19 protein-coding genes and 1 pseudogene are annotated in these 20,316 nt (G+C 66.4%); 16 read left to right on the plus strand and 4 right to left on the minus strand.

What is annotated here, in order from left to right; all coding sequences use genetic code 11:
• Position 1 precedes the first annotated feature (1 nt).
• The 3 genes from F3J19_RS27960 to F3J19_RS27970 all read right to left on the minus strand — a co-directional run bounded on the left by F3J19_RS27960 (position 2) and on the right by F3J19_RS27970 (position 2,545).
• On the minus strand, positions 2–934 hold the full coding sequence (locus F3J19_RS27960) for a dihydrodipicolinate synthase family protein (protein ID WP_167048958.1): 933 nt from the start codon (positions 932–934) through the stop codon (positions 2–4).
• 65 nt (positions 935–999) lie between these two features.
• Positions 1,000–1,680 (minus strand): amino acid ABC transporter permease, encoded by a 681-nt coding sequence (locus F3J19_RS27965; RefSeq protein ID WP_167048960.1) that lies wholly within the window; start codon positions 1,678–1,680, stop codon positions 1,000–1,002.
• A 13-nt stretch (positions 1,681–1,693) separates the two neighbouring features.
• Positions 1,694–2,545, minus strand: coding sequence for a transporter substrate-binding domain-containing protein (locus F3J19_RS27970; protein ID WP_167048962.1), 852 nt, complete (start codon positions 2,543–2,545; stop codon positions 1,694–1,696).
• A gap of 275 nt (positions 2,546–2,820) precedes the next feature.
• Between F3J19_RS27970 and F3J19_RS27975 the strand changes: the two genes are divergently transcribed.
• From F3J19_RS27975 to F3J19_RS28025, 12 genes and pseudogenes are all read left to right on the plus strand, one after another.
• Positions 2,821–3,765, plus strand: coding sequence for a LysR substrate-binding domain-containing protein (locus F3J19_RS27975; RefSeq protein WP_167048964.1), 945 nt, complete (start codon positions 2,821–2,823; stop codon positions 3,763–3,765).
• 329 nt (positions 3,766–4,094) lie between these two features.
• Positions 4,095–5,306, plus strand: coding sequence for a CaiB/BaiF CoA-transferase family protein (locus F3J19_RS27980; protein ID WP_167048966.1), 1,212 nt, complete (start codon positions 4,095–4,097; stop codon positions 5,304–5,306).
• Positions 5,307–5,349: 43 nt separating this feature from the next.
• Positions 5,350–6,513, plus strand: coding sequence for an acyl-CoA dehydrogenase family protein (locus F3J19_RS27985; protein WP_167048968.1), 1,164 nt, complete (start codon positions 5,350–5,352; stop codon positions 6,511–6,513).
• A 41-nt stretch (positions 6,514–6,554) separates the two neighbouring features.
• Positions 6,555–6,959: a MaoC/PaaZ C-terminal domain-containing protein gene (locus tag F3J19_RS27990; RefSeq protein ID WP_167048970.1), complete on the plus strand. Its 405-nt coding sequence runs from the start codon at positions 6,555–6,557 to the stop codon at positions 6,957–6,959.
• A 20-nt stretch (positions 6,960–6,979) separates the two neighbouring features.
• On the plus strand, positions 6,980–7,414 hold the full coding sequence (locus F3J19_RS27995; protein WP_167048972.1) for a MaoC/PaaZ C-terminal domain-containing protein: 435 nt from the start codon (positions 6,980–6,982) through the stop codon (positions 7,412–7,414).
• A gap of 74 nt (positions 7,415–7,488) precedes the next feature.
• A complete protein-coding gene (locus F3J19_RS28000) occupies positions 7,489–7,836 on the plus strand; it encodes a DUF4286 family protein (RefSeq protein WP_167048974.1) in 348 nt (115 codons plus the stop codon).
• Between the two features lie 115 nt (positions 7,837–7,951).
• Positions 7,952–8,302, plus strand: coding sequence for a hypothetical protein (locus F3J19_RS28005; RefSeq protein ID WP_167048976.1), 351 nt, complete (start codon positions 7,952–7,954; stop codon positions 8,300–8,302).
• A 176-nt stretch (positions 8,303–8,478) separates the two neighbouring features.
• A complete protein-coding gene (locus F3J19_RS28010) occupies positions 8,479–10,023 on the plus strand; it encodes a PAS domain-containing methyl-accepting chemotaxis protein (RefSeq protein WP_167048984.1) in 1,545 nt (514 codons plus the stop codon).
• Between the two features lie 46 nt (positions 10,024–10,069).
• Positions 10,070–10,720, plus strand: coding sequence for a thiamine phosphate synthase (locus F3J19_RS28015; RefSeq protein ID WP_345891071.1), 651 nt, complete (start codon positions 10,070–10,072; stop codon positions 10,718–10,720).
• Between the two features lie 166 nt (positions 10,721–10,886).
• Positions 10,887–11,141 (plus strand): annotated as a pseudogene (locus tag F3J19_RS32840) (porin); the annotation flags it as partial.
• A 65-nt stretch (positions 11,142–11,206) separates the two neighbouring features.
• Positions 11,207–12,526: an MFS transporter gene (locus F3J19_RS28020; protein WP_167048986.1), complete on the plus strand. Its 1,320-nt coding sequence runs from the start codon at positions 11,207–11,209 to the stop codon at positions 12,524–12,526.
• A gap of 63 nt (positions 12,527–12,589) precedes the next feature.
• Positions 12,590–13,549 (plus strand): dihydrodipicolinate synthase family protein, encoded by a 960-nt coding sequence (locus F3J19_RS28025; RefSeq protein WP_167048988.1) that lies wholly within the window; start codon positions 12,590–12,592, stop codon positions 13,547–13,549.
• Positions 13,550–13,626: 77 nt separating this feature from the next.
• Here F3J19_RS28025 and F3J19_RS28030 read toward each other — a convergent pair whose 3' ends face one another.
• Positions 13,627–14,487 carry a prohibitin family protein gene (locus F3J19_RS28030; RefSeq protein ID WP_167048990.1) on the minus strand — a complete coding sequence of 287 codons (861 nt, stop codon included), beginning with the start codon at positions 14,485–14,487 and terminating at the stop codon, positions 13,627–13,629.
• Positions 14,488–15,205: 718 nt separating this feature from the next.
• On the opposite strand from F3J19_RS28030, the gene F3J19_RS28035 reads away from it, so the two are divergent.
• From F3J19_RS28035 to F3J19_RS28050, 4 genes are read left to right on the plus strand one after another with little or no spacing between them, the layout of a single operon-like run.
• Positions 15,206–15,517 carry a hypothetical protein gene (locus F3J19_RS28035; protein WP_167048992.1) on the plus strand — a complete coding sequence of 104 codons (312 nt, stop codon included), beginning with the start codon at positions 15,206–15,208 and terminating at the stop codon, positions 15,515–15,517.
• Positions 15,514–16,563, plus strand: coding sequence for a multidrug transporter subunit MdtN (gene mdtN, locus F3J19_RS28040; protein ID WP_167048994.1), 1,050 nt, complete (start codon positions 15,514–15,516; stop codon positions 16,561–16,563). The genes F3J19_RS28035 and mdtN overlap by 4 nt, the downstream gene beginning before the upstream one ends.
• Complete coding sequence (locus tag F3J19_RS28045) at positions 16,544–18,640, plus strand: FUSC family protein (RefSeq protein WP_167048996.1); 2,097 nt, start codon at positions 16,544–16,546, stop codon at positions 18,638–18,640. The genes mdtN and F3J19_RS28045 overlap by 20 nt, the downstream gene beginning before the upstream one ends.
• Entirely contained in the window at positions 18,627–20,171 is a 1,545-nt protein-coding gene (locus tag F3J19_RS28050) for a TolC family protein (RefSeq protein ID WP_167048998.1), read from the plus strand. The genes F3J19_RS28045 and F3J19_RS28050 overlap by 14 nt, the downstream gene beginning before the upstream one ends.
• The last annotated feature ends 145 nt before the right edge of the window (positions 20,172–20,316 follow it).

Below are 20,316 nucleotides of genomic sequence, written 5' to 3' on the forward strand. Positions count from 1 at the left end.
GCTATCCCCCCGCGAGCAGCGAGCGGTTCGTCTGCGCGAGCGCGAGGTCGATCGCGCGCGCCGCCGTGGCATCGATGGGCTGGAACGGCGACCTCGTCCGCGCCGACGCGATCACGTCGAGACGCTGCAGCGCGTACTTGATGCGGGCATACATTTCGTTGCGCGGCGCCATATAGATCGCGGAGACGAGCGGTTGCAGGCTCGCGCTGACCGCGCGCATCGCGGCGATGTCCCCCCGTTGCGACGCGCGCCACAATTCGACGAGCGGCCGCGGCGCGAGGCTGGCCAAACCGGACAGGATGCCGTCCGCACCGCTCGCGAGCTGCGCGAGAAACCAGTCGAAGTTCGAAGCGAGAATCGCGAATTCCGGGCGCGCCGCTTTCAGCGCGCGAACATTGTCCTCGTAGGCCCGCATCGAATCGCTGCCTTCCTTGACCGCGACCACCGAGGGCAGCGCGGCGAGCCGCACGAGCGTCTCGGTCGAGTACCCATAGCCGGACGCAAGCGGATACTGGAATACGATCACCGGCCGCTCGACCGCCTCAGCAATTGCGCGCACATAGGCAACCACCATCTCGGGCCGCGCGCCCGCGAAGGTCGCGGGCGGAAACACGGTCAGCAGGTCCGCGCCGGCCTGCGCAGCCGCGCAAGCCTCCACGACGGCTTCGCGCGTCGATTGCGCGAGAATGCCGGCGATCAGCAGACGCGCCGCGCCGAGCCGCTCGCGCGTGCAACGGATCACGTCTTCGCGCTCGCCGCGGGACAGCGCCCCGCCCTCGCCGGCGTGCCCGTTGACGAACACAGCTTCGATGCCGTCGGGCGAGGCCGCATGCGCGAGCGCGCGCTCGTAGCTGGTCCAGTCGATCGACTCGTCGTCGTTGAACGGCAGCACCGTCGCGACGACGACGCCCGTCAAAGCGTTATTCGATGTCATGTTGCGCGTTTCCCTATCAGGTCGAAAGTCGAAGGTCCAGGAGTCGAGTGTCCGGAAGCCGGACGTCAGCCGCGCAACGCCTCGTGCGCCGCGCCGAAATGCCGTTCGAGGCGTTGCTGGAGCACGCCCCATGCGGTCGTCATCAGCAGGTAGAAGATGGCCGCGGCGCAGAACACTTCGAGGACCTCGAACTTCTCCTGCATCAGCATCTGGCTGCGCCGCATCAGTTCTTCCATCGAAATCACCGACGTGATCGACGTCGACTTCAGCAAGCCGTTGACCGAGTTGCCGAGCGACGGCAGCATCAGCCGGAACGCCTGCGGCAGCGTGACCTTCCAGAGCACGAGCCATTTAGGCAGGCCGAGCGCCCCGGCCGCCTCGTACTGGCCGCGCGGCACGCCCATGAAGCCGCTGCGGATGATTTCCGCGAGATACGCGGCCTCGTTGAGGATCAGCGCGAGCAGCGCCGAGCCGACCACGCCGAAGCGCAGCCCGAGCTGCGGCAGTCCCGTATAGATGATGACGAGCTGGATCAGCAGCGGCGTGCCGCGAAAGATCCAGATATAGCCGCGCACGGCTGCGACGACGATCCGCTGGCGCGCCATGCGCAGCAGCGCGAGCAGCATCCCGAGCACGAGCCCGCCCACGATCGTGACCATCGTGAGCGCGAGCGTGACGAGCACGCCGCGCAACAGGAATCCGTTCGTCAGGTAACCGAAGAAGTCCGGCAGATTGAACAGGGGCATGGGAGCGCGATCCTCACACCGGACCCGGGCCGCGCACCGTGATCTTCGCGTCGGGCAACGGCGTCATACCGAAGCGCGTCAGCAGCTTCGCATAGCTGCCGTCCGCGCGCATGGCGTCGAGCGCGCCCGCCACGGCCTCGGCCACCGCGCGCGTGCGGAACGCGAGCGTGGTCTGCGTGGCGCCCTGTCCCGTCAGCGCCATCACCGCCTGCTTGCGGTTCACGATGTCGACCGCCGTGTAGCTCGGCAATACCGCCATGTCGATCTGCCCGGCGCGCAGCGCGGCGATCACGTCGCTCGCGGTAGTGTAGGCATGCACCTCGATCGCGGTGCCCTTCTCGTCCGTGGCTTCCTTCGCGCGGTCGCGCAGCCAGCGCTCCTGGTACGAGTCGGACTCCACGCCCACCGCGTGACCGCGCAGCGCCTTGACGTCGGCAACGGCGAGCGGGTGCTGCGGCGAGACGACGACGTCCAGCGTCGAGATCGCGTAGGGCACCGTGTACATCATCTTCGAGCGCTCTTCGGTCCAGAACATGCCGGTGTTGATGCCGTCGATGCGAGCCGCCTTCAGCGCGGGAATCATCGCCGGGAAGTCCATCCGCACGAAATCCACCTGCAGGCACAGGCGCTGGCCGATCGACTCGCCCAGTTCGACGTTCATACCCATCAGCTTGCCCTCGGCGTCGACATACTGGAGCGGCGGCAAGGTCGGGTTCGTCGACATCGACAGATGGCCCGCCGCCACGAGCTGGTTCGACGGAACGCTGCCGACGCAGGTGGCACCGGCGGGCACTGCGTGCGCGAGCGACAGCAGTCCGGCCGTCAGCCACACCGGACAAAAAGAAAGCAGACGCGAGGCAAACATGGAACCTCCTGGGTCGGGTATCAGCGCGTCCGCCCATGCGAACGCCATCCATCCAGACGTTACCGGCTTCTGCGCATCGCGTACCAGTAGAAAAAAATGGCCGACTATAAACCGCTGTTATAGGCGACGGCCGAAGCACGCCGGCAGGGCCCGGCAAACGGCGCGCGAACTCGCGGCCGCGGGCCGGAACGACGGCCGCGGTAGGGCAAAAGCCCATATCACGCCATTTTTGGCTGGCTACAATGGTTCGTCCCGCAGACGTAGACAGGTAGAGCATGCAGATGAATTCCGGCGCGTCGGCCCGGGTGCTGATCAACCTCCGGCAACTCGAAGTGCTGCGCGCCGTGATGCGCTATCGCACGACCATCGGCGCCGCCGACGAACTCGGCATGTCGCAGCCGGCCGTCAGCAACGCGATCCGGCTCGCGGAAGCCAAGCTCGGCTTTCCGCTGTTCGATCGCGTCAGCAACCGCCTGATCCCGACCGTCGAGGCGAAGATGCTGCTCGACGACGCCGAGCCGCTCTTTCTGGTGCACCAGGCGATCCAGCAGAAGGCTTGGGACCTGCGCACCGGCCGCGCCGGCGTGCTGCGCATCTTCGCGACCGCCGAACTGTCCGAATGGCTTGTGCCGAAGGTGCTGACGCGCTTCGCGGTCGATCACCCGCTCGCGAAGATCAATCTGGAAACGCTGCGCGTCGACAGCATGATCGAAAACCTCGATTCGGGCATGGCCGATATCGGCCTCGCGATGATGGCGCCGTCCCCCGCGAGCCTCGACAAGGAATTGCTCGCGGAATTCGAGGTAATGTGCGTGGCGCCCGTCGGCGATCCGATCGAGGGTCTCACGCACGTGACGCCAGCCGACCTGGAAGGGCGGCGGCTGATCGGTCCGCCGGCCGGCAGCCCGCTCGGGCGGTTGATCGAGCGCGGCCAGGAAGCGAACGGCAGCTGGTTCGCGGCCGATATCGAGGTGCGCTTCTCGAACGTCGCGTGCCGGCTCGTCCGGGAAGGACTCGGCACGGCGTTGGTCGACGAGTTGTCGATCTGCGCTCAGCCGCCCGGCTCGCTCGTCGTACGGCCGTTCCGTCCGCAACTGCCGGTTCCGCTCTCCGTGTTACTGCCGGGAAACCGGCCTCGCCAGCGGCTCGCCGAGAGCTTTATCCAGCATGCGCGCGCGGTCGTCGGCGAACTCGTGCGTGCGCGTTCGAACCCGGGCTGACCGCGCCGCTCTCGCTGGTCTCGCTGGTCTCGCTGGTCTCGCTGGTCTCGCTGGTCTCGCTGGTCTCGCTGGTCTCGCTGGTCTCGCTGGTCTCGCTGGTCTCGCTGGTCTCGCTGGTCTCGCTGGTCTCGCTGGTCTCGCACAAGCGCCGCTTATGGCAGCGCCCGCAGCGTGTCGCGCCGGTTTATGTCCACGACTTATAGTTGCCGGGCGGCAATTAATAGCTGCCATCGCGTTATCGCCAGGGTGTCCTTGATATTCTGAATGGGCTGATCCGTTGCGCGCCGATGCCGTGCCGCGACGGAAGACTTCCTGCTTCCGGAGTGTTCATGGCCGCTTTGCTCGACGGTATTCGCGTAATCAGTTTCAACCACTTCCATGCGGGGCCGATGGCCGCGCAAACGCTCGCCGATCTCGGCGCCGACGTGATCGCGGTGGAGCCGCTGCAGGGCGCGTTCCATCGCAACTGGGCCGTTGCCGACCGCTTCGTCGGCGGGCAGAGCGTGAATCTGCTGACGACGGGGCGCAACAAGCGCAGCGTCGCACTCGACATCAAGCATCCGCAGGGACGCGCGCTGGCCAGGCAGTTGCTGGAGCACGCCGACGTCGTGATGGAAAACTTCCGCCCCGGCGCAATGGCGCGCCTCGGGCTCGGTTACGAAGACATCCGCGTGCTCAATCCGCGCGTGATCTATGCGAGCGCGAGCGGTTACGGTTCGAGCGGCCCATATGTCGATCGGCCGGGCCAGGACCTGCTGCTGCAAGCGCTCTCAGGGCTCGCGGCCCGCACCGGGTCTCGCGCGAGCGGGCCGACGCCGGTCGGTGCCGTCGTCGTGGACCAGCACGCCTCGACGTTGTACGCGATGAGCATTCTCGCCGCGCTCGTGAACCGCGAACGCACCGGCGAGGGACGCCTTGTGGAAGTCAATCTGCTGCAGGCGGCGATCGACCTGCAGGCGGAATCGCTGACCGCTTGGCTGAACGGCGCGCGCGGCGCCGAATCGCGTGCCGAACACGGTCTTGCCGCATGGTTCAGCGCCGGCGCGTATGGCATTCACCCCACCTCCGACGGTCATCTCGCGATTGCGATGGCCTCGCCCCGCGCGCTGGCCGCCGCGCTCGATCTGCCGGCACTCGCCTCGATCGCCGATGCCGATGCGTACCGCGAGCGCGACACGATCGGACGCGCGGTTCACGAGCGTCTGCACACGCAGGACACCGCGCACTGGCTCGCGGTGCTCGGCGAGCACGGCATCTGGCACGCGCCGGTTCAGGACTACGACGATCTGCTCGCCGATCCGCAACTGGATCACCTCGATGCGTTTCGCACCGTCCGCGGCGCAACGGGCGAGGACGTGACGCTGCTCGGCAACCCGATGCGCTTCGACGGCGACACGCTACCGGTACGGCTCGCGCCGCAGCCGCTCGGCGCACAGACGGCCGAGGTCCTGCGCGAGCTCGGCTATCGCGACGACGACATCGCGGCACTGGTGTCGCAGCGGGTCGTCGCGCTCGCCGAGCCCCCGTCCGCCACGGCCTGATCCGCCGGCATGCCCCTTCCAACGCCCTCTCTATCCGACCACGATGATTGATTTCTCCATTCCCTACGAGACCCAGCAACTGATCGATACCGTCCGGCGCTTCGTCACGAACGAGGTTCAACCGCTCGAAGCCGACACCGAGCGCGATGGCCGGATTCCAGCCGAACCACTGCAACGCGTGCGCGAGCAGGCGAAGGCGCTCGGCCTGTTCGCGATGAACATGCCGGATTCGGTCGGCGGTGGCGGCCTGTCGAACGTCGATATGTGCTTCGTCGAAGAAGAGCTCGGCAAGACCTCGGACGCGCTGATCCGGCGCATCTTCGGGCAGGTCTATCCGATGCTGCTCGCCTGCGAGGGCGCGCAGCGCGACGACTACCTGTTGCCGACCGTGCGCGGCGAGCGCATCTGCGCGATGGCGATCACCGAGCCCGGCGCGGGCTCCGACGCGGCCGCGATCGCGACCTCGGCGCAGCTCGACGGCAACGAGTGGGTCATCAACGGCCGCAAGCACTTCATCAGCGACGGCGACATCGCCGACTACGTGATCGTGATGGCCGTGACCGACAAGGACAAACGCGCGCGCGGGGGCATCACGCTGTTCCTCGTCGACAAGGGCACGCCGGGTTTCTCGATCACGGGCGTCCAGCCGATGATGGGCCACCGCGGATACGGCCACGCTGAACTCGTGTTCGAGAATTGCCGCGTGCCGGCGGCGAAGGTTCTCGGCGGCGTCGGCGAGGGCTTCCGGCTGATCATGTCGAGCGTCTCGTCGATCCGCCTCGCGCATATCGGCGCGCGCGCGTGCGGCATGGCGCAGCGCGTGCTCGAACTGATGCGCCAGTACGCGGCGGAGCGCCGCCAGTTCGGCCAGCCGATCGGCGAGTTCCAGATGGTCCAGCAAATGATCGCCGATTCGGCCACCGAGATCTTCGCCACCCGCACGATGGTGCAGAACACCGCGTGGGAACTCGACCAGGGGCACGACGTGCGCGACAAGGTGTCGATGGTGAAGCTCTACGCGTCGGAGATGATCGGCCGCGTCGCCGATCGCGGCATCCAGGTGTTCGGCGGCATGGGCTTCACGAAGGAGATGCCGCTCGAACGCATCTACCGCGACAGCCGCGTGACCCGCATCTACGACGGCACGTCCGAAATTCACCGCATGCTGATCGCGCGCAGCGTCATCAAGCACGGCCTGACCCTGTGACCTTGGGCCACCCTCACTCTCTTTTCGAACGGACACCCACCATGACGACCCCAGCGCCGGTCAGTACCGGCACCGAAACGAGCTTTCGCAAAACCATGAGCGTCGCCGAACAGGCGCTGTTTACCGGCATCAGCGGTAATCTCGCGACGCTGCATGTCGACGCGCGTGCCGCGCGCGCGGCCGGCTTCGCTGCGCCGCTGTGCTTCGAGCTGGCACTCGCGTCGCTCGCGACGACCTGCCTGAACCGCATCGGCGGCGCCGGCTGGCGGATCGGCGCGCTGGCACTGGACTTTGCCGCGCCCGTGACGGTCGGCACCACGATCGCGGCCTCGGCGCGCGTGATCGAGGCGACGGAACACAGCATCGTCTGCGAGGTGTCCTGCGCGGCGGATAACGGCGGCTCCGTGATCGCCGGCCGCGCGACGCTCGTGCCGGCGGTGCGCTGACTACGCGACGGGAGCCGATCATGTATGAAGTGAAAACGTTCGACAGCCTGCACGTCGGCGACGAAGTCAGAGTCGACAAGACGATCACGGAAGCGGACGGTACGCTGTATATCGCGGCGACCGGAGACTTCGGCCCGATCCATATCGACGACGGCTATGCGGCCGGCACGCGCTTCGGCCAGCGGCTCGCACCGGGCATCATGGTTGCCGGAATCTGCACCAGCGTATTGACGTCGGATCTCGTCGGCACGCTCGGCGTGTCGATCGAGGACCGCTTCTGGTTCACCGGCGCGGTGTGCTACGGCGATACGCTGAGCTTCCGCGTCTGGATCGACGCGATGGACGAAGCCACCCGCACGGTCGCCTGGCGCGCGAGCGCGACGAACGAAGACGGACGCGAAGTGCTGAAGGCCGAAGCGACGCTGAAGTTTCCAAAGCCGCGGCCTGCCGCCTGACCGCTCATCCGGCCCGTGCCCTAGGCCGGTTCGTCCCTTCTCTTATCCCCCTCTTCCCTCATCCGATTCCGCCCATGCGATTTCCCGAAGGCAGCATTCCGGCCGGCTGCGACGGCCCGTTCATTCATATCGTCCGCGTCGACATCGATCCCGAATACGCGGATGCGTTCAACCGCTGGTACGACGAAGTGCATCTGCCCGCGATTCTCGGCTGCCCCGGCTGGCTTTCGGCCCAGCGCTTCGTCGCGATCGAGGGCTCCCCCGTCTATACGGCGATGTACACGATTGCCGGCGACTGGGTGTACGACACGCCGGAATTTCACGCCGTCAAGGGATTCGGGGAATTCACGCCCCATGTGCGGAATTTCACGCGCCTGCGGCTGGCGCCTCTGCCGGCGCGAGGCGATTCGCAGCAGACGTAAGGCCGCGGCACAGAACGCAAGCCCGCACCCCTCCGCATTTGTTTTTGTTCGCGAGCACAGTCGGCAATCGGTGACTAAACTCGAAGCGTCACTTTCGCGAGATACGGCATTCATCATGCGCCGAGCGATCTGCACGTTCCTCTGGCTCGCGAACATGCTCGGCACGAGCACGGCCGCATCGGCCCAATCCATACGCGTCGAATCCGGCACCTACGGCGCAAATTGCGGTGCCCGCGAGAACAACATCACGCGCGATCTCGCTTGGCGCTGCAATACCCTCGACACGTGCCGATACCCCATCGCCCCACCGGCGTCCTATCGAGCCCGGCGTCTTTGCCAAGCCGACCTGAGCGCCGCATGGTCCTGCGGATCGGGAGAGCGTCACGATGCGATCGTCCGCGCCGCTGCAAATCATGGCGGAACTCTGGTGCTGACCTGCGTGCCATCCACGGGAGCGGGCAAGTAACCGCGCACCGGCTCTTCATAAGAAAAGGGCTTTAACCGGGCTGCTTCGACACGGCCTGTTTGTTATCGCCCTAAAAGCCTAAAGGTTTGGATAACCCTACCGTTAACAAGGACAAAAGATCGGTAGCGCGCGTCGTGTTGCGTGCCGAATAAAACATTCCAGAGGGCTTTGTATTCATGCGAAATAATCAACCGGTCACGCAGCACGAATTCGAGTTTCCCGACAACGCGACGCTGATGTCGACCACGGACACGCAGAGCTACATCACCTACGCAAACGCGGCCTTTGTCGAAGTCAGCGGCTTCAGTCCCGAGGAAATCCACGGTCAGCCGCACAACATGGTGCGGCATCCGGACATGCCCAAAGAAGCCTTCGCCGATATGTGGGCCACGCTCAAAAGCGGCGAACCCTGGACCGCTTTGGTAAAGAACCGGCGCAAGAACGGCGACCATTACTGGGTCCGCGCCAACGCGACACCCGTCGTGAGAGACGGCCGGCCGGCGGGTTATATGTCCGTGCGGACCAAAGCCTCGCGCGAAGAGATTGCAGCCGCCGAAGCGCTCTATAAGGATTTCCGCGAAGGCAAGGCCGGCAAGCGCCGCTTTCACAAGGGCTTGATCGTGCGCACCGGTCTGATGGGCTGGACTTCGATCCTGCAAACGATGCCCGTGCGCTGGCGCATCCGCTCGACCCTGCTGGCGCTCGTGCCGCTGCTTATCGCCGGAGTCTGGGCGCTCGGCCTGAGCGGCGTCGCGCTCGGTTCCTTTGCCGGAATCGCCGCGCTCGCCTCGGCATGGGCCTCGTGGTGCCTGGAAGCGCAGATTTCGCGGCCACTCGAACAGATGCGCAAGCAGGCGTTGCGCGTGGCCTCGGGCGAAAGCCAATCGGTCGTGCATATGAACCGCGTCGACGAAATCGGCATGACGCTGCGCACGATCGGCCAGCTCGGCCTGATGTTTCGCTGGCTGATCGACGACGTCAGCGGGCAGGTTCTCAATGTTCAGACCGCGAGCAACGAAATCGCGCAGGGCAACCATGATTTGAGCGCGCGCACCGAGCAGGCCGCCACGAACGTGCAGGAAACGGCAACCTCGATGACGCAGATGACCGCCACGGTAAAGAGCAATGCCGAAACGGCCACCCAGGCCAACCAGCTTTCGGGCTCGGCAAGCGAGGCGGCGGCGAGAGGCGGACAGGCGGTGTCGGAAGTCGTGACCACGATGAACGAGATCACCGACAGCTCGAAGAGAATCGCCGACATCATCGGCGTCATCGACGGCATCGCGTTTCAGACCAACATCCTGGCGCTCAATGCAGCGGTCGAGGCGGCGCGTGCCGGCGAGCAGGGACGCGGGTTTGCGGTGGTCGCGGCCGAGGTCCGCGCGCTCGCGCAGCGCAGTGCGAGCGCGGCCAAGGAGATCAAAAACCTGATTAGCGCGAGCGTCGAGAAAGTCGAGTCCGGCTCCCGGCTGGTCGACGACGCCGGCAAGACCATGGACGAGATCGTCGTCCAGGTGAAACGGGTCTCGGACCTGATTGCCGAGATCAGCTCCGCAACCCTCGAACAGAGCAGCGGCATTACGCAGGTGAGTCAGGCGGTCGGCGACCTCGACCACATCACCCAGCAGAACGCCGCGCTGGTCGAGCAAAGCGCGGCGGCATCGGAAAGCCTGAAGCAGCAGACGACGCGCCTTGCCGAAGCGGTCAGCGTTTTTCGCTGACGGTGCCGGACGAGGCGTGCGGGTGATGGATTCTCCAGGACTGTGCATGAGTCGGGATGCCGGGTGCTATTCTCCAATAGCCACCCACTCCCTTCTCTATCGCGGCAAGATGAAAGCCTCTGCCCTTCCCGACTTTTATCAAATCACACCTGAACCGATTGACCCGCCGCATTTCGACACGTTTCTTCGGCAACTGGCCGCTACGCTCGAAGCGGGAATCCAGCTCGTTCAACTCCGGGCCAAACATCTGGAGAAGCACGATCACCTGAATCTCGCGCGACGCACACGCGATCTGTGCCGTCAGCATGGAGCCATGCTGATGCTCAATGGTCCTATCGAAATGGCGGTGGAGATCGGCTGCGATGGCGTGCATCTGAACAGCCATGCACTCATGTCGCTGAAAGAGCCTCCGGCGCATGATGCCATGCTCGTTTCGGCCGCTTGCCATAGTGCCGGGCAGCTTGCGCAGGCGAACAAAATAGGCGCGGATTTCGTCACGCTTTCGCCGGTTCTTCCGACACGCACGCACCCGGACGCCACGCCGCTCGGCTGGCAACATTTCGGCCAACTCGTTGCCGGTTCACGCGTCCCCGTGTTCGCGCTGGGCGGGATGACCCCAGCCCTGCTGGACGAAGCGAGAAAAGCGGGGGCCTGGGGAATCGCCGCCATTTCGGCGGGCTGGCGCGGTGATGCCTGATGTCGTTGGCGCGCTGAGGGTTTCGCTATTGCGTTTGCACCGGATCGGCGCGCAGTAGTCCCGACAAATGCCCGCTACGGCCATCCCTCTATAGCGCGATCGGTCATCGCCGCACGCGCCTCGACGCCCCAACCACTCATCGTCGCGCAGATAACCGAGCCAGATCGCCGCCGGCTATAGCGACACCCGCGCGCCACCATCGAACGGCATCACGAGCGCGGCCAGCGACAACCCGTTCCACCTGGCGCAGTATTACGTCCTGTCCAGGCGTACCGGCCTGTATGCTCTGGAAGCGTATCAGCACGCGGACGGCAAGACCATCATCAACGCGACGGCGGATGTCGGCGACGCCCAGAACGGCTCGCCGGCTTCGTCGCGTAGCATGGTCGCCATCGGCGTCGGCATCGTTCACCGCTTCTAATGACCTGAGCAGACCCGGCTGCGCGCCGCCGCAGCCCATCCATAAACAGAGACGGAGACAACAACATGGAACCCACCCCCGCGTCCGAGCAGGCTCCGCGCTGCGTGCGCCGCGCCCAGACCGTGGCGCTGACGCTGCTGATGGTGAGCGGCGTCGTGAACTATCTCGATCGCGGCACGCTCGCGGTCGCCAATTCGCTGATCCGCAACGACCTGGGTCTCTCGCTCGGCGAAATGGGTGTGCTGCTCTCGGCATTCGCCTGGAGCTATGCGCTCTTCCAATTGCCGATCGGCGGTCTCGTCGATCGCGTCGGCCCGCGCAAGCTGCTGGGCCTCGGCCTGATCGTCTGGTCGGCGGCTCAGATCGCGGGCGGTCTCGTGTCCACGTTCGGCTGGTTCGTCGTCGCGCGCATCGTGCTCGGCATCGGCGAGTCGCCTCAGTATCCGTCGGCGGCGCGCGTCGTCAGCAACTGGTTTCCGCTGCGCGCACGCGGCAAGCCGACCGGCATCTACAACTCGGCGTCGCCGCTCGGCTCGGCGCTCGCACCGCTCTGCCTGTCGCCGCTCGTCGTGGCCTTTCACTGGCGCTCGGCGTTCATTCTCACGGGCGTGCTCGGGCTCGTGGTCGCGGTGATCTGGCTCGCGAGTTATCGCGACCCGGACCCGGCGACGCTGACGCCGGAAGAAACGCGCTACCTGAAGGGCGATGCCGTCGCGACGAAACCCGCCGAGATGCTGAGCTTCGCGGACTGGCGCGCGCTGTTCTCGAACATGACGACGTGGGGCATGCTGATCGGCTTTTTCGGCTCGGCGTATCTGAACTGGGTCTATCTGACCTGGCTGCCCGGCTATCTGACGATCGAGCGTCACATGACCATGACGCGCACCGGCATCGCGGCATCCGTGCCGTTCTTCTGCGGCTTTTTCGGCGCGATCATCGCGGGATGGTTCTCCGACCTCATCACGCGCAACAGCGCCTCGCCCGTGACGAGCCGGCGCAACGCGGTCGTCATCACGATGCTCGGCATGGTGGCGTTCACCGTGCCGGCCGCGCTCGTCGAAAGCAACACGCTCGCCATTGTCTGCATCTCGGTCGTGATCTTTTTCGCCAACGCGGCGTCCGCCTGTTCATGGTCGCTCGCGACCGCCGCCGCGCCCGCGAACCGGGTCGGCTCGCTCGGCGCGATCCAGAACTTCGGCGCGTTTCTCGGCAGTGCGCTGGCGCCTATTTTCACGGGCTATATCGCCCAAGCGTGGTCGTTCGTGCCGGCGCTGCTGACCGGCGCCGCGATCGCCTTCGTCGGCGCGATGAGCTACCTGTTCCTCGTGCGCAAACCGATCGAAAGTGAAACGGCTTCGGGCGGCGCGGCACGCGCGCCCGCCTGACGAGCGGCCCGTTCAACCCGCTCCGGCAATTCGTTCAACCCTACTCGCGAGGACAACCCCGACATGTCCCTCTCTACTTCTTCGGCACGCCCGTCGCAATCGATCGAAGGTATCGTGCCCGTCATGCTGACGCCCTTCGACGACACCGGCGCTATCGACTACCCCGGGCTCGAACGGTTGATCGAGTGGTATCTCGCCCACGGCTCAGACGCGCTCTTCGCCGTGGCGCAATCGAGCGAGATGCAGTTCCTGAGTCTCGCGGAGCGCGCCGCGCTCGGCCGCTTCGTCGTCGAGCGGGTGGCGGGCCGCGTACCGGTGGTGGTCTCGGGCCACATCAGCGACGATCCCGACGCGCAGGCCGAGGAACTCAATGCCGCCGCGGCCACCGGCGCCGACGGCATCGTGCTGGTGACGAATCACCTCGATCCGCGCCGCGAAGGCACGGAAGCGTTCTCGGCCAATCTGCGCCGGCTGATGAGCCGCCTGCCTTCCGACATTCCGCTCGGACTATACGAATGTCCGGCGCCCTACCGGCGCCTGCTCTCCGACGACGAACTCAGGCTGTGCATCGACACCGGCCGCTTCGTGATGCTAAAGGACGTGAGCTGCGATCTCGACACGGTGAAGCGCCGCGTCGCCCTGGCAAAGGGATCGCCGATGAAGATCCTGAATGCGAATGCCGCGATTGCCTGGGATGCGATGAAAGCCGGATCGGCGGGATTCAACGGTGTGTTCGCGAACTTTCACCCGGACCTCTACAACTGGCTGCGCAACCGCGCCGACGAGAACCCCGCGCTCGCCCGCGAGCTCTCGGTCTTTCTCGCGCTCGCGGCGGTATCCGAGGCACTCGGCCATCCCGCGCTCTCCAAGATGTACCACCAGCGCATCGGTACGTTCCAGTCGATTCGCTGCCGCGTGATCGACTACGACGTGCGCGAGCGCTTCTGGGGGCTCGACGCGGTGCTCGACAAGATCGTCGAAGGAACCGAGCATTTCCGTTCGCGCATTGCAGCCGGCCGCTGACAGGAGGCGAAAGCATGCGTTGAAGAATGAGCTGCGCCATACGCCAGAAACTGGCGTATGGATAAAACCGCTGACGCTCAGTTCGATTGCCCGATCTTGATCATCGGAATCGAGTTGCCGAGCATGGTCGACGGATAGTGGCCGTCCCACTTTTCGATACGCATTTTTTCGAGCAGCGACGGGTTGTCCACGAGCGACTTGCCGAGAATGTCGTTGGCCTTCGCCGTGTTCTCCGCGACCTGTAGCGCCGCTTCGCTTTCCACCACGCGCTTCTGGGCTTCCCATCGGGTCTGGGCGATTTCGTTCTCGACGCGCTGCGCGTTCTGCTGCGCCGTGATCTTGGCTTCGATCGCGTCGTTGAACTGCTTGCTGAACTGGAAATCGACGATGTTCACTGCACTGACATTCACGCCGATGTTCTGAAAACGGTTCAGCAAGGCCTCGCGCATCTCCTGGCTGACCTGGTCTCGCTTCTGGATCAGATCGGTCGCATCGTAGCGTGCCGTGACGGCTTTCGCGATGTCGTGCACGGCCGGGTCCATCACCGTGGTCCACGGATCGCTGCTATAGGTCACGAAGATCGAAGTAGCCGATGCCGGCAAGATGTTGAAGTTGATCGAAACCTTCATGTCGACCTGCTGCAGGTCTTTCGACGAACCCGCGACATCCGATGTCGCCTTGTTGACGCCGACATAGACGTTATTCATGCTCTGCGCGATCGGAATACGGAAGTGAATGCCGGGCGAGTACATGCTGCTCGACGGAGAACCGAACGTGGTCTTCACGCCGACATAGCCGGCGGGCACCGTGGCGGAAAATGAGGAGGCGGCGACAAGAACGACCAGAACACCCACGCCGATAATAATGCCGCGCATCAATCCCGGCTTTGCGGGGTTTTCGTTTTTCGGCGTGGCGCCGCTCGACTTGAAAATGTTCATGTCATTCTCCAGGTTTAAAAAAATAAGAGACGCTGAGTTCTCGCGGCTGGACTGATGCCACTCGCCGGTTTCTTTCCGGTCATCCCTGCTTCGTCGCGGATACGGACTCGGGCCGCACTGACTGCCGGCCGCCCCGAAACCCGCTTTGCTTGCGCATCCTGCCCGCGCGTTTTGCATGTCCGTTTTGCATGTCCGTTTTACCTGCGCATCCGCGTCCCGCGACATCGATCAAGGTAGGTCGTGCAGCGCTACCGCATGGAATGTAGGCGACATAGTAGGCATGCCCGCACTGTTCGTCCAGACTGCGCCGCACCGGCAGGTCATACGCGAAGCCCCGCTCTCGGGCGGCGATCTGTCATGAGCGTCATGCTCGCCCGGCCTCTCGCGGCGACCGGTTCTGAAAATCGAAAAAAACGCGCCGGCAGCAATATTTTTTTATGAATCGAATGGTCCATTCCGCCGGCTCGTTCGCCTTGGTTATCAGAAGAGTGCCGGCGTAAAGATCATGCAACCGGATACGTATCGTGCAATGGGCTTCGTCCCGTTTGCACGGTCGTATCTCGCGCATTTTCTCCGCAAGGCAGAGGCCGTATACTGGAATCCGAACCGTTAGCCTGGAGGAAGAGAGAAGCTCTTTTCCATCGGCGCTGACATCATGGCGGCGGGCCGCACGGCGCCGCGCCCGGCACTCACTCCCACTCGTCGAGCCCGTCACATCATGAGAAGAACCAAGCCGCGCGCCCCCCTGCGAGTCAGCGCCGCCCCCACCCTCATGGCCGTCGTCGCGCCGGTGCTGCCGCTCGCCGGCTGCGCATCGCATGGCGCACCGTCCTATGCGCTATTCGGCGCCTATTTCCCGCTCTGGCTCGTGAGCGCGATCGCCGGCGTCGTCGGCGCGATCGTCGCGCATCGCGTATTCGTCGCGACGGGCTGGGCCGCCATCGTGCCGTACCAGCTCGCCGTCTGCACGGCCATCGGGCTCGTGGTGGCCGTCATCGCCTGGCTCGCCGGCACGGGGCCGTTCGCATGAAGACCGCCGGACTCCCCCGCCACGCCCTGAAAGGCCGCGTGATCGCGCTGGCGATCGTCGCGCTCGGCATCGCCGCGCTCGCCTATGCGTACTACCGCGCGACGGCCTACCCCTCCACCGACGACGCCTCGATCGACGCGGACGTGGTGCACGTCGCCTCGCCTGTCGGCGGACGCATCGTGCAGCTCGCGGTACACGAGAACCAGCGCGTCGCCAGGGGCGACCTGCTGTATGAAATCGATCCGGTGCCGTACCAGTTGACGGTCGCACAGGCGCAAGCCGACCTCGAACTCGCGCGCGCCTCGCTCGACACGCGGCGCCGCGCGCTGATCGGCGAGCACTCGAACGCGGCGGTCGCCGTCGAACAGGTCAAGCGCGCGGAGCAGAATTACGATCTCGCGGCACGCGACGTGCAGCGGCTCGCCCCGCTCGCCGCACAGGGCTACGTCAGCGCGCAGCAGTTCGACCAGGTGAAGACCCGACAACACGACGCGGCCGTGTCGCTCGCGCAGGCACAGGAGCAGCAGCGCGCCTCCGCGCAGACGATCGGCACCGACGCCGACGCGATCGCCACGCTGCATGCGCGCGAAGCCGCGCTCGCCCGCGCGCGGCACGCGCTCGACGATACCGTCGTGCGCGCGCCGCATGACGGGCTCGTGACAGGCCTGACGGTGCTGGCCGGCGAAACCGTCGCACCGAGCCAGGCGATCTTCACGCTGATCGACACGAGCGAATGGTTCGCGGTCGGCAATTTCCGCGAGACCGCGCTCGGGCAGATCGAGGTCGGCGACTGCGCCACCGTCTATTCGATGATCGACCGCAAGCGCCCGCTGACCGGCAAGGTCGTCGGCATCGGCGCGGGCGTCGCGGACAGCGATCGCATCAATCTGCCGCGCACGCTGCCGATCGTGCAGCGCTCGGTGAACTGGGTCCACGTCGCGCAGCGCTTCCCGGTGCGCGTGAAGCTCGACGAACCCGACGGCAAGCTCGTGCGCGTCGGCGCCAGCGCCATCGTCGAGGTCCGGCATGGCTCGGCCTGCCGCTGACGTCCGCGCGCCGGGTCCGCGCGAAATCCTGCGGCTGCTCGCGCCGTTTCCGGGGCGCGCGGCAATCGCCGTGCGCGTCGCGCTGATCTGCGCGCTGACCCTGCTCGTGACGAGCGGCTACAGCACGCCGAACGCCGCGAACTCCGTGTACATCGTGTTCTTCCTGAACCGGACCGACCGCGTGACGAGCGCCCTGCTCGCGGCCGCGATGCTGGTGCTGGTCACGTTCGTGATCGCGCTCGTGCTCGGCGTGGCGATCTTCAGCATCGACTATCCGGTGCTGCGCGTCGCCTGCATGGCAGTGCTGTCGGTCGGCCTGCTCTACCTGACGTCGGCGAGCAAGCTGCGGCCGGTCGGCGCAACCGTCGCGATGATCACGGGCTTCGGGCTCGACGAACTCGGCCTCGCGCCGCTCGGCGAAGCCGCGACGCGCGGCCTGCTGTATGCCTGGCTGATGGTGGCGATCCCGGTCGGCATCACGCTCGTCGTCAGCCTGCTGATCGCGCCGTCGCCACGCCGGCTCGCACTCGCGCAACTCGCGCGGCGGCTGCGGCTCGCGGCACAGCGGCTGCGCAACGGCGATCACGCAAACGGCGAGGCGCGCGCCGGGCTCGACGCATGCCTGCGCGAAGGCGACGGGCAACTGCTCACATGGCTCAAGCTGTCGAAGCTCGAAGGCACCTCGTCCGCCGCCGATGTCGCCGCGCTGCGGCAGGCCGTCGCGTCGAGCACGGCGCTGCTCGTCGCGCTTGCGCTCGCCGACCGCGAACCGGATGCGCGGCTGCCCGACGCATTCGCGGCGCCGCTCGCGGCCACGCTCGACGAGATGGCCGGCATTCTCGAACAGGGCGGCTATCCGGTCGACGTGACGCTCGCGCTACCGCCCATCGAAACGCTGCCGCCGCTTGCGCGCATCGCCGCGACGGACCTGTACGCGGCAATCGTGCATTTCGCGCAGCCATGCGCAACGAGCGGCGCATCGGGCGATGCGGCAACGGCCACTCCTGCCGCCACCACAACCACCGCAGCCACGCCCTCGCCCGGCCCCGAACCCAAACCCGCCGCGCCACGCGGCGGCTTCTTCCTGCCCGACGCCCGTAGCAATCCCGACCATATCCGCTACGCGCTGAAAACGACTGCCGCGGCGATGTTCTGCTACCTGCTGTACTCGCAACTCGACTGGCAGGGCATTCATACCTGCGTCATCACCTGCTACATGGTGTCGCTCGGCTCGACCGCCGAAACGGTCGAAAAGCTCACGCTGCGGATCGCCGGCTGTATCGTCGGCGCGCTGATCGGCACGGCGATGATCGTGTTCGTCGTGCCGTCGCTCTCGTCGATCGGCCATCTGATGGCGCTGGTGTTCGTCGGCGCGGCGCTGTCCGCATGGGTCGCGTTCGGCTCGCCGCGCATCGCCTACGCAGGCTTCCAGGTGGCATTCGCGTTCTTCCTGTGCGTGATCCAGGGCGCCGGTCCCGGTTTCGACCTGACGCTCGCGCGCGACCGCACGATCGGCATCCTGCTCGGCAATCTCGTCGTCTATCTCGTGTTCACGCGCATCTGGCCCGTCAGCATCGGCAAGCAGATCGACGTCGCGCTTGCGGCTCTGCTCGACCAGTGGCGAGGTCTCGCGCGAATCGCGCAACCGGCCGAGCGACGCGTGCAAGCCGCCGATGCGTTGGCGCGCCGCGGCGCGATCGCGCAGCAGCTCGGCCTGATCCACTACGAACCGTCGTGGGTACGGCCGGCCGCGACGTGGCTCGCCGCGCGGCGGCGCGCGCTGGCCGCGCTCGATGCGCTCGAAGGCCCGTTGTTCCTGCTCGCCGAACGCGCGCCGGGCGACCCGGCGATCGGCACGCGGCTCGCCCGCGTGGCCGAACTGCGCGACGCAGCCTCCGCGTCGGACTCGCACGAAGCGCGTCGCACCGCCAGCATGCCGGCCGCGCCGTCGGCCGACGAGCGCGCCGACCCCGCGCGCGACGCGCTGCTGCACCTGATCGATACACGGCTCGCCGCTCTCGCCGATGCCGACCGTCAAGCCACCTCGAAGGAGTCCGCCGCTCATGCGCCGACCTGAAACGCCGGCCGCGCCGCTCGTCGCCGCCGCCTTCGCGAGCGCCGTGGCGCTCGCCGGCTGCGCGACGGCCTCGCTCGATCTCGCGCCCGAGGCGCCCGACCGTCCGTGGCAGCCGCCAACCTCGGCGACGGGCGAGATCGTACCGGGCCCGGCGCGCGCCGCTGCCGCAGGCGCGCCGCACGACTACACGCTGCCGGCCACGCCCACGCTCGCGTCGGTGCCGCCGCCCGCCGGGCTCGATACCGCGCATGCGTATACGCTGCCCGAGCTGATCGACCTCGCCGAATCGACGAACCCGCTGACGCGCATCGCGTGGAACGATGCGCGCAACGCGGCGCTCGCGGTCGGCATCGCCAAGGCCGCGTATCTGCCGCAACTGTCGGCGACGGCGATGGGCGCCTACCAAACCGGCCACGGCTCGACGTCGACGCCGCTCGGAGACGCGTCGAGCGACACTACCGTGCACGGCACGATCTCGGCGCTGTCGCTGCAATGGCTGCTGTTCGACTTCGGCGGACGCGCGGCGCGCGTCGAGGCGGCCGAGCAGGTATCGATCGCGTCGAACGTTGCGTTCACGGCCGTGCATCAGCAGGTGATCCACGACGTGACCGTCGCGTACTACCGCTACGCCGCCGCGCGAGCGCACGCCGAGAGCGCGCAGCAGGGGCTCGCGAACGCGGACACGATTCTTGCGGCGGCGCGTGCGCGCTTCAAACAGGGCGTCGGCACGGTCGTCGAAGTCGCGCAGGCGACGCAGAACCGCGAGCAGGCCAACCTCGCGCTCGTACAGGCGCGCGGCGCGGCCAGCGACGGCTACCTCGACCTCGTCTCCGCGCTCGGCATCTCGCCGTTGTCGAAGCCGGCGATCGCCGCGTTGCCGCAACGGCCGCTGCCGCCTGCGCTCGGCTCGTCGATCGACACGATCGTCGCGGACGCGATCGCGCGCCGCCCCGATCTGCAAAACGCCTATGCACTCGAAAAGGCCGATCGCGCGAAGATCAAGGCCGCCGAAGCGGCGTTCATGCCGAAGGTGTTCCTGTCCGCATCGACCTCGTATGCGAGCGGGCACACGGCCCTCTCCGCGCTGCCCGCGGTCGGCGATCAGGCGCCGACCGTCAACCTGAACGGCAGCCGCTACGGCGGCGGCGTGTTTCTCGGCATCTCGATTCCGCTATATGACGGCGGCCTGCGCTCGGCCGTGCTGATGCAGGCGCGCAACGATGCGCAGAGCGCATCCGCGCGCCTCACGCGCACGAAAGAGGAAGCCGTCCGCCAGGTTGTCGCCGCACAGAACGCGGTGCAGACGAGCCTCGCCTCGCACGATGCCGCGAAGGCGCTCGTCGCTGCCGCCCAGACCAGCTACGACGCGGCGTTCAGCGCGTACCGGCATGGCGTCGGCTCGATCACCGAGGCGACGATCGCGCAGAGCCAGTTGCTGGCGGCGCGCAATGCCGAAGTGGACAGCTATTGCGGCGCGCTGTCGGCCGCGGCCGCGCTCGCCCTGGCGACGGGGACGATCGGCGCGCAGTGATGGCATCCGCGAGCGTGTGGTTAGCACGCCATCCCGGCCGGAAATAAAAGTCGGACCGCCGCGCAAGGTATCTTGCCGGCGCGCCAGAGCGTCGACTTACATCCTCTTACAGACTCGCGCGACGGATTCATACGTCTCGGGCGTT

This window comes from Burkholderia sp. Ax-1724 (genome assembly GCF_011752995.1).
In the GTDB taxonomy this organism is placed as follows: Bacteria; Pseudomonadota; Gammaproteobacteria; order Burkholderiales; family Burkholderiaceae; genus Paraburkholderia.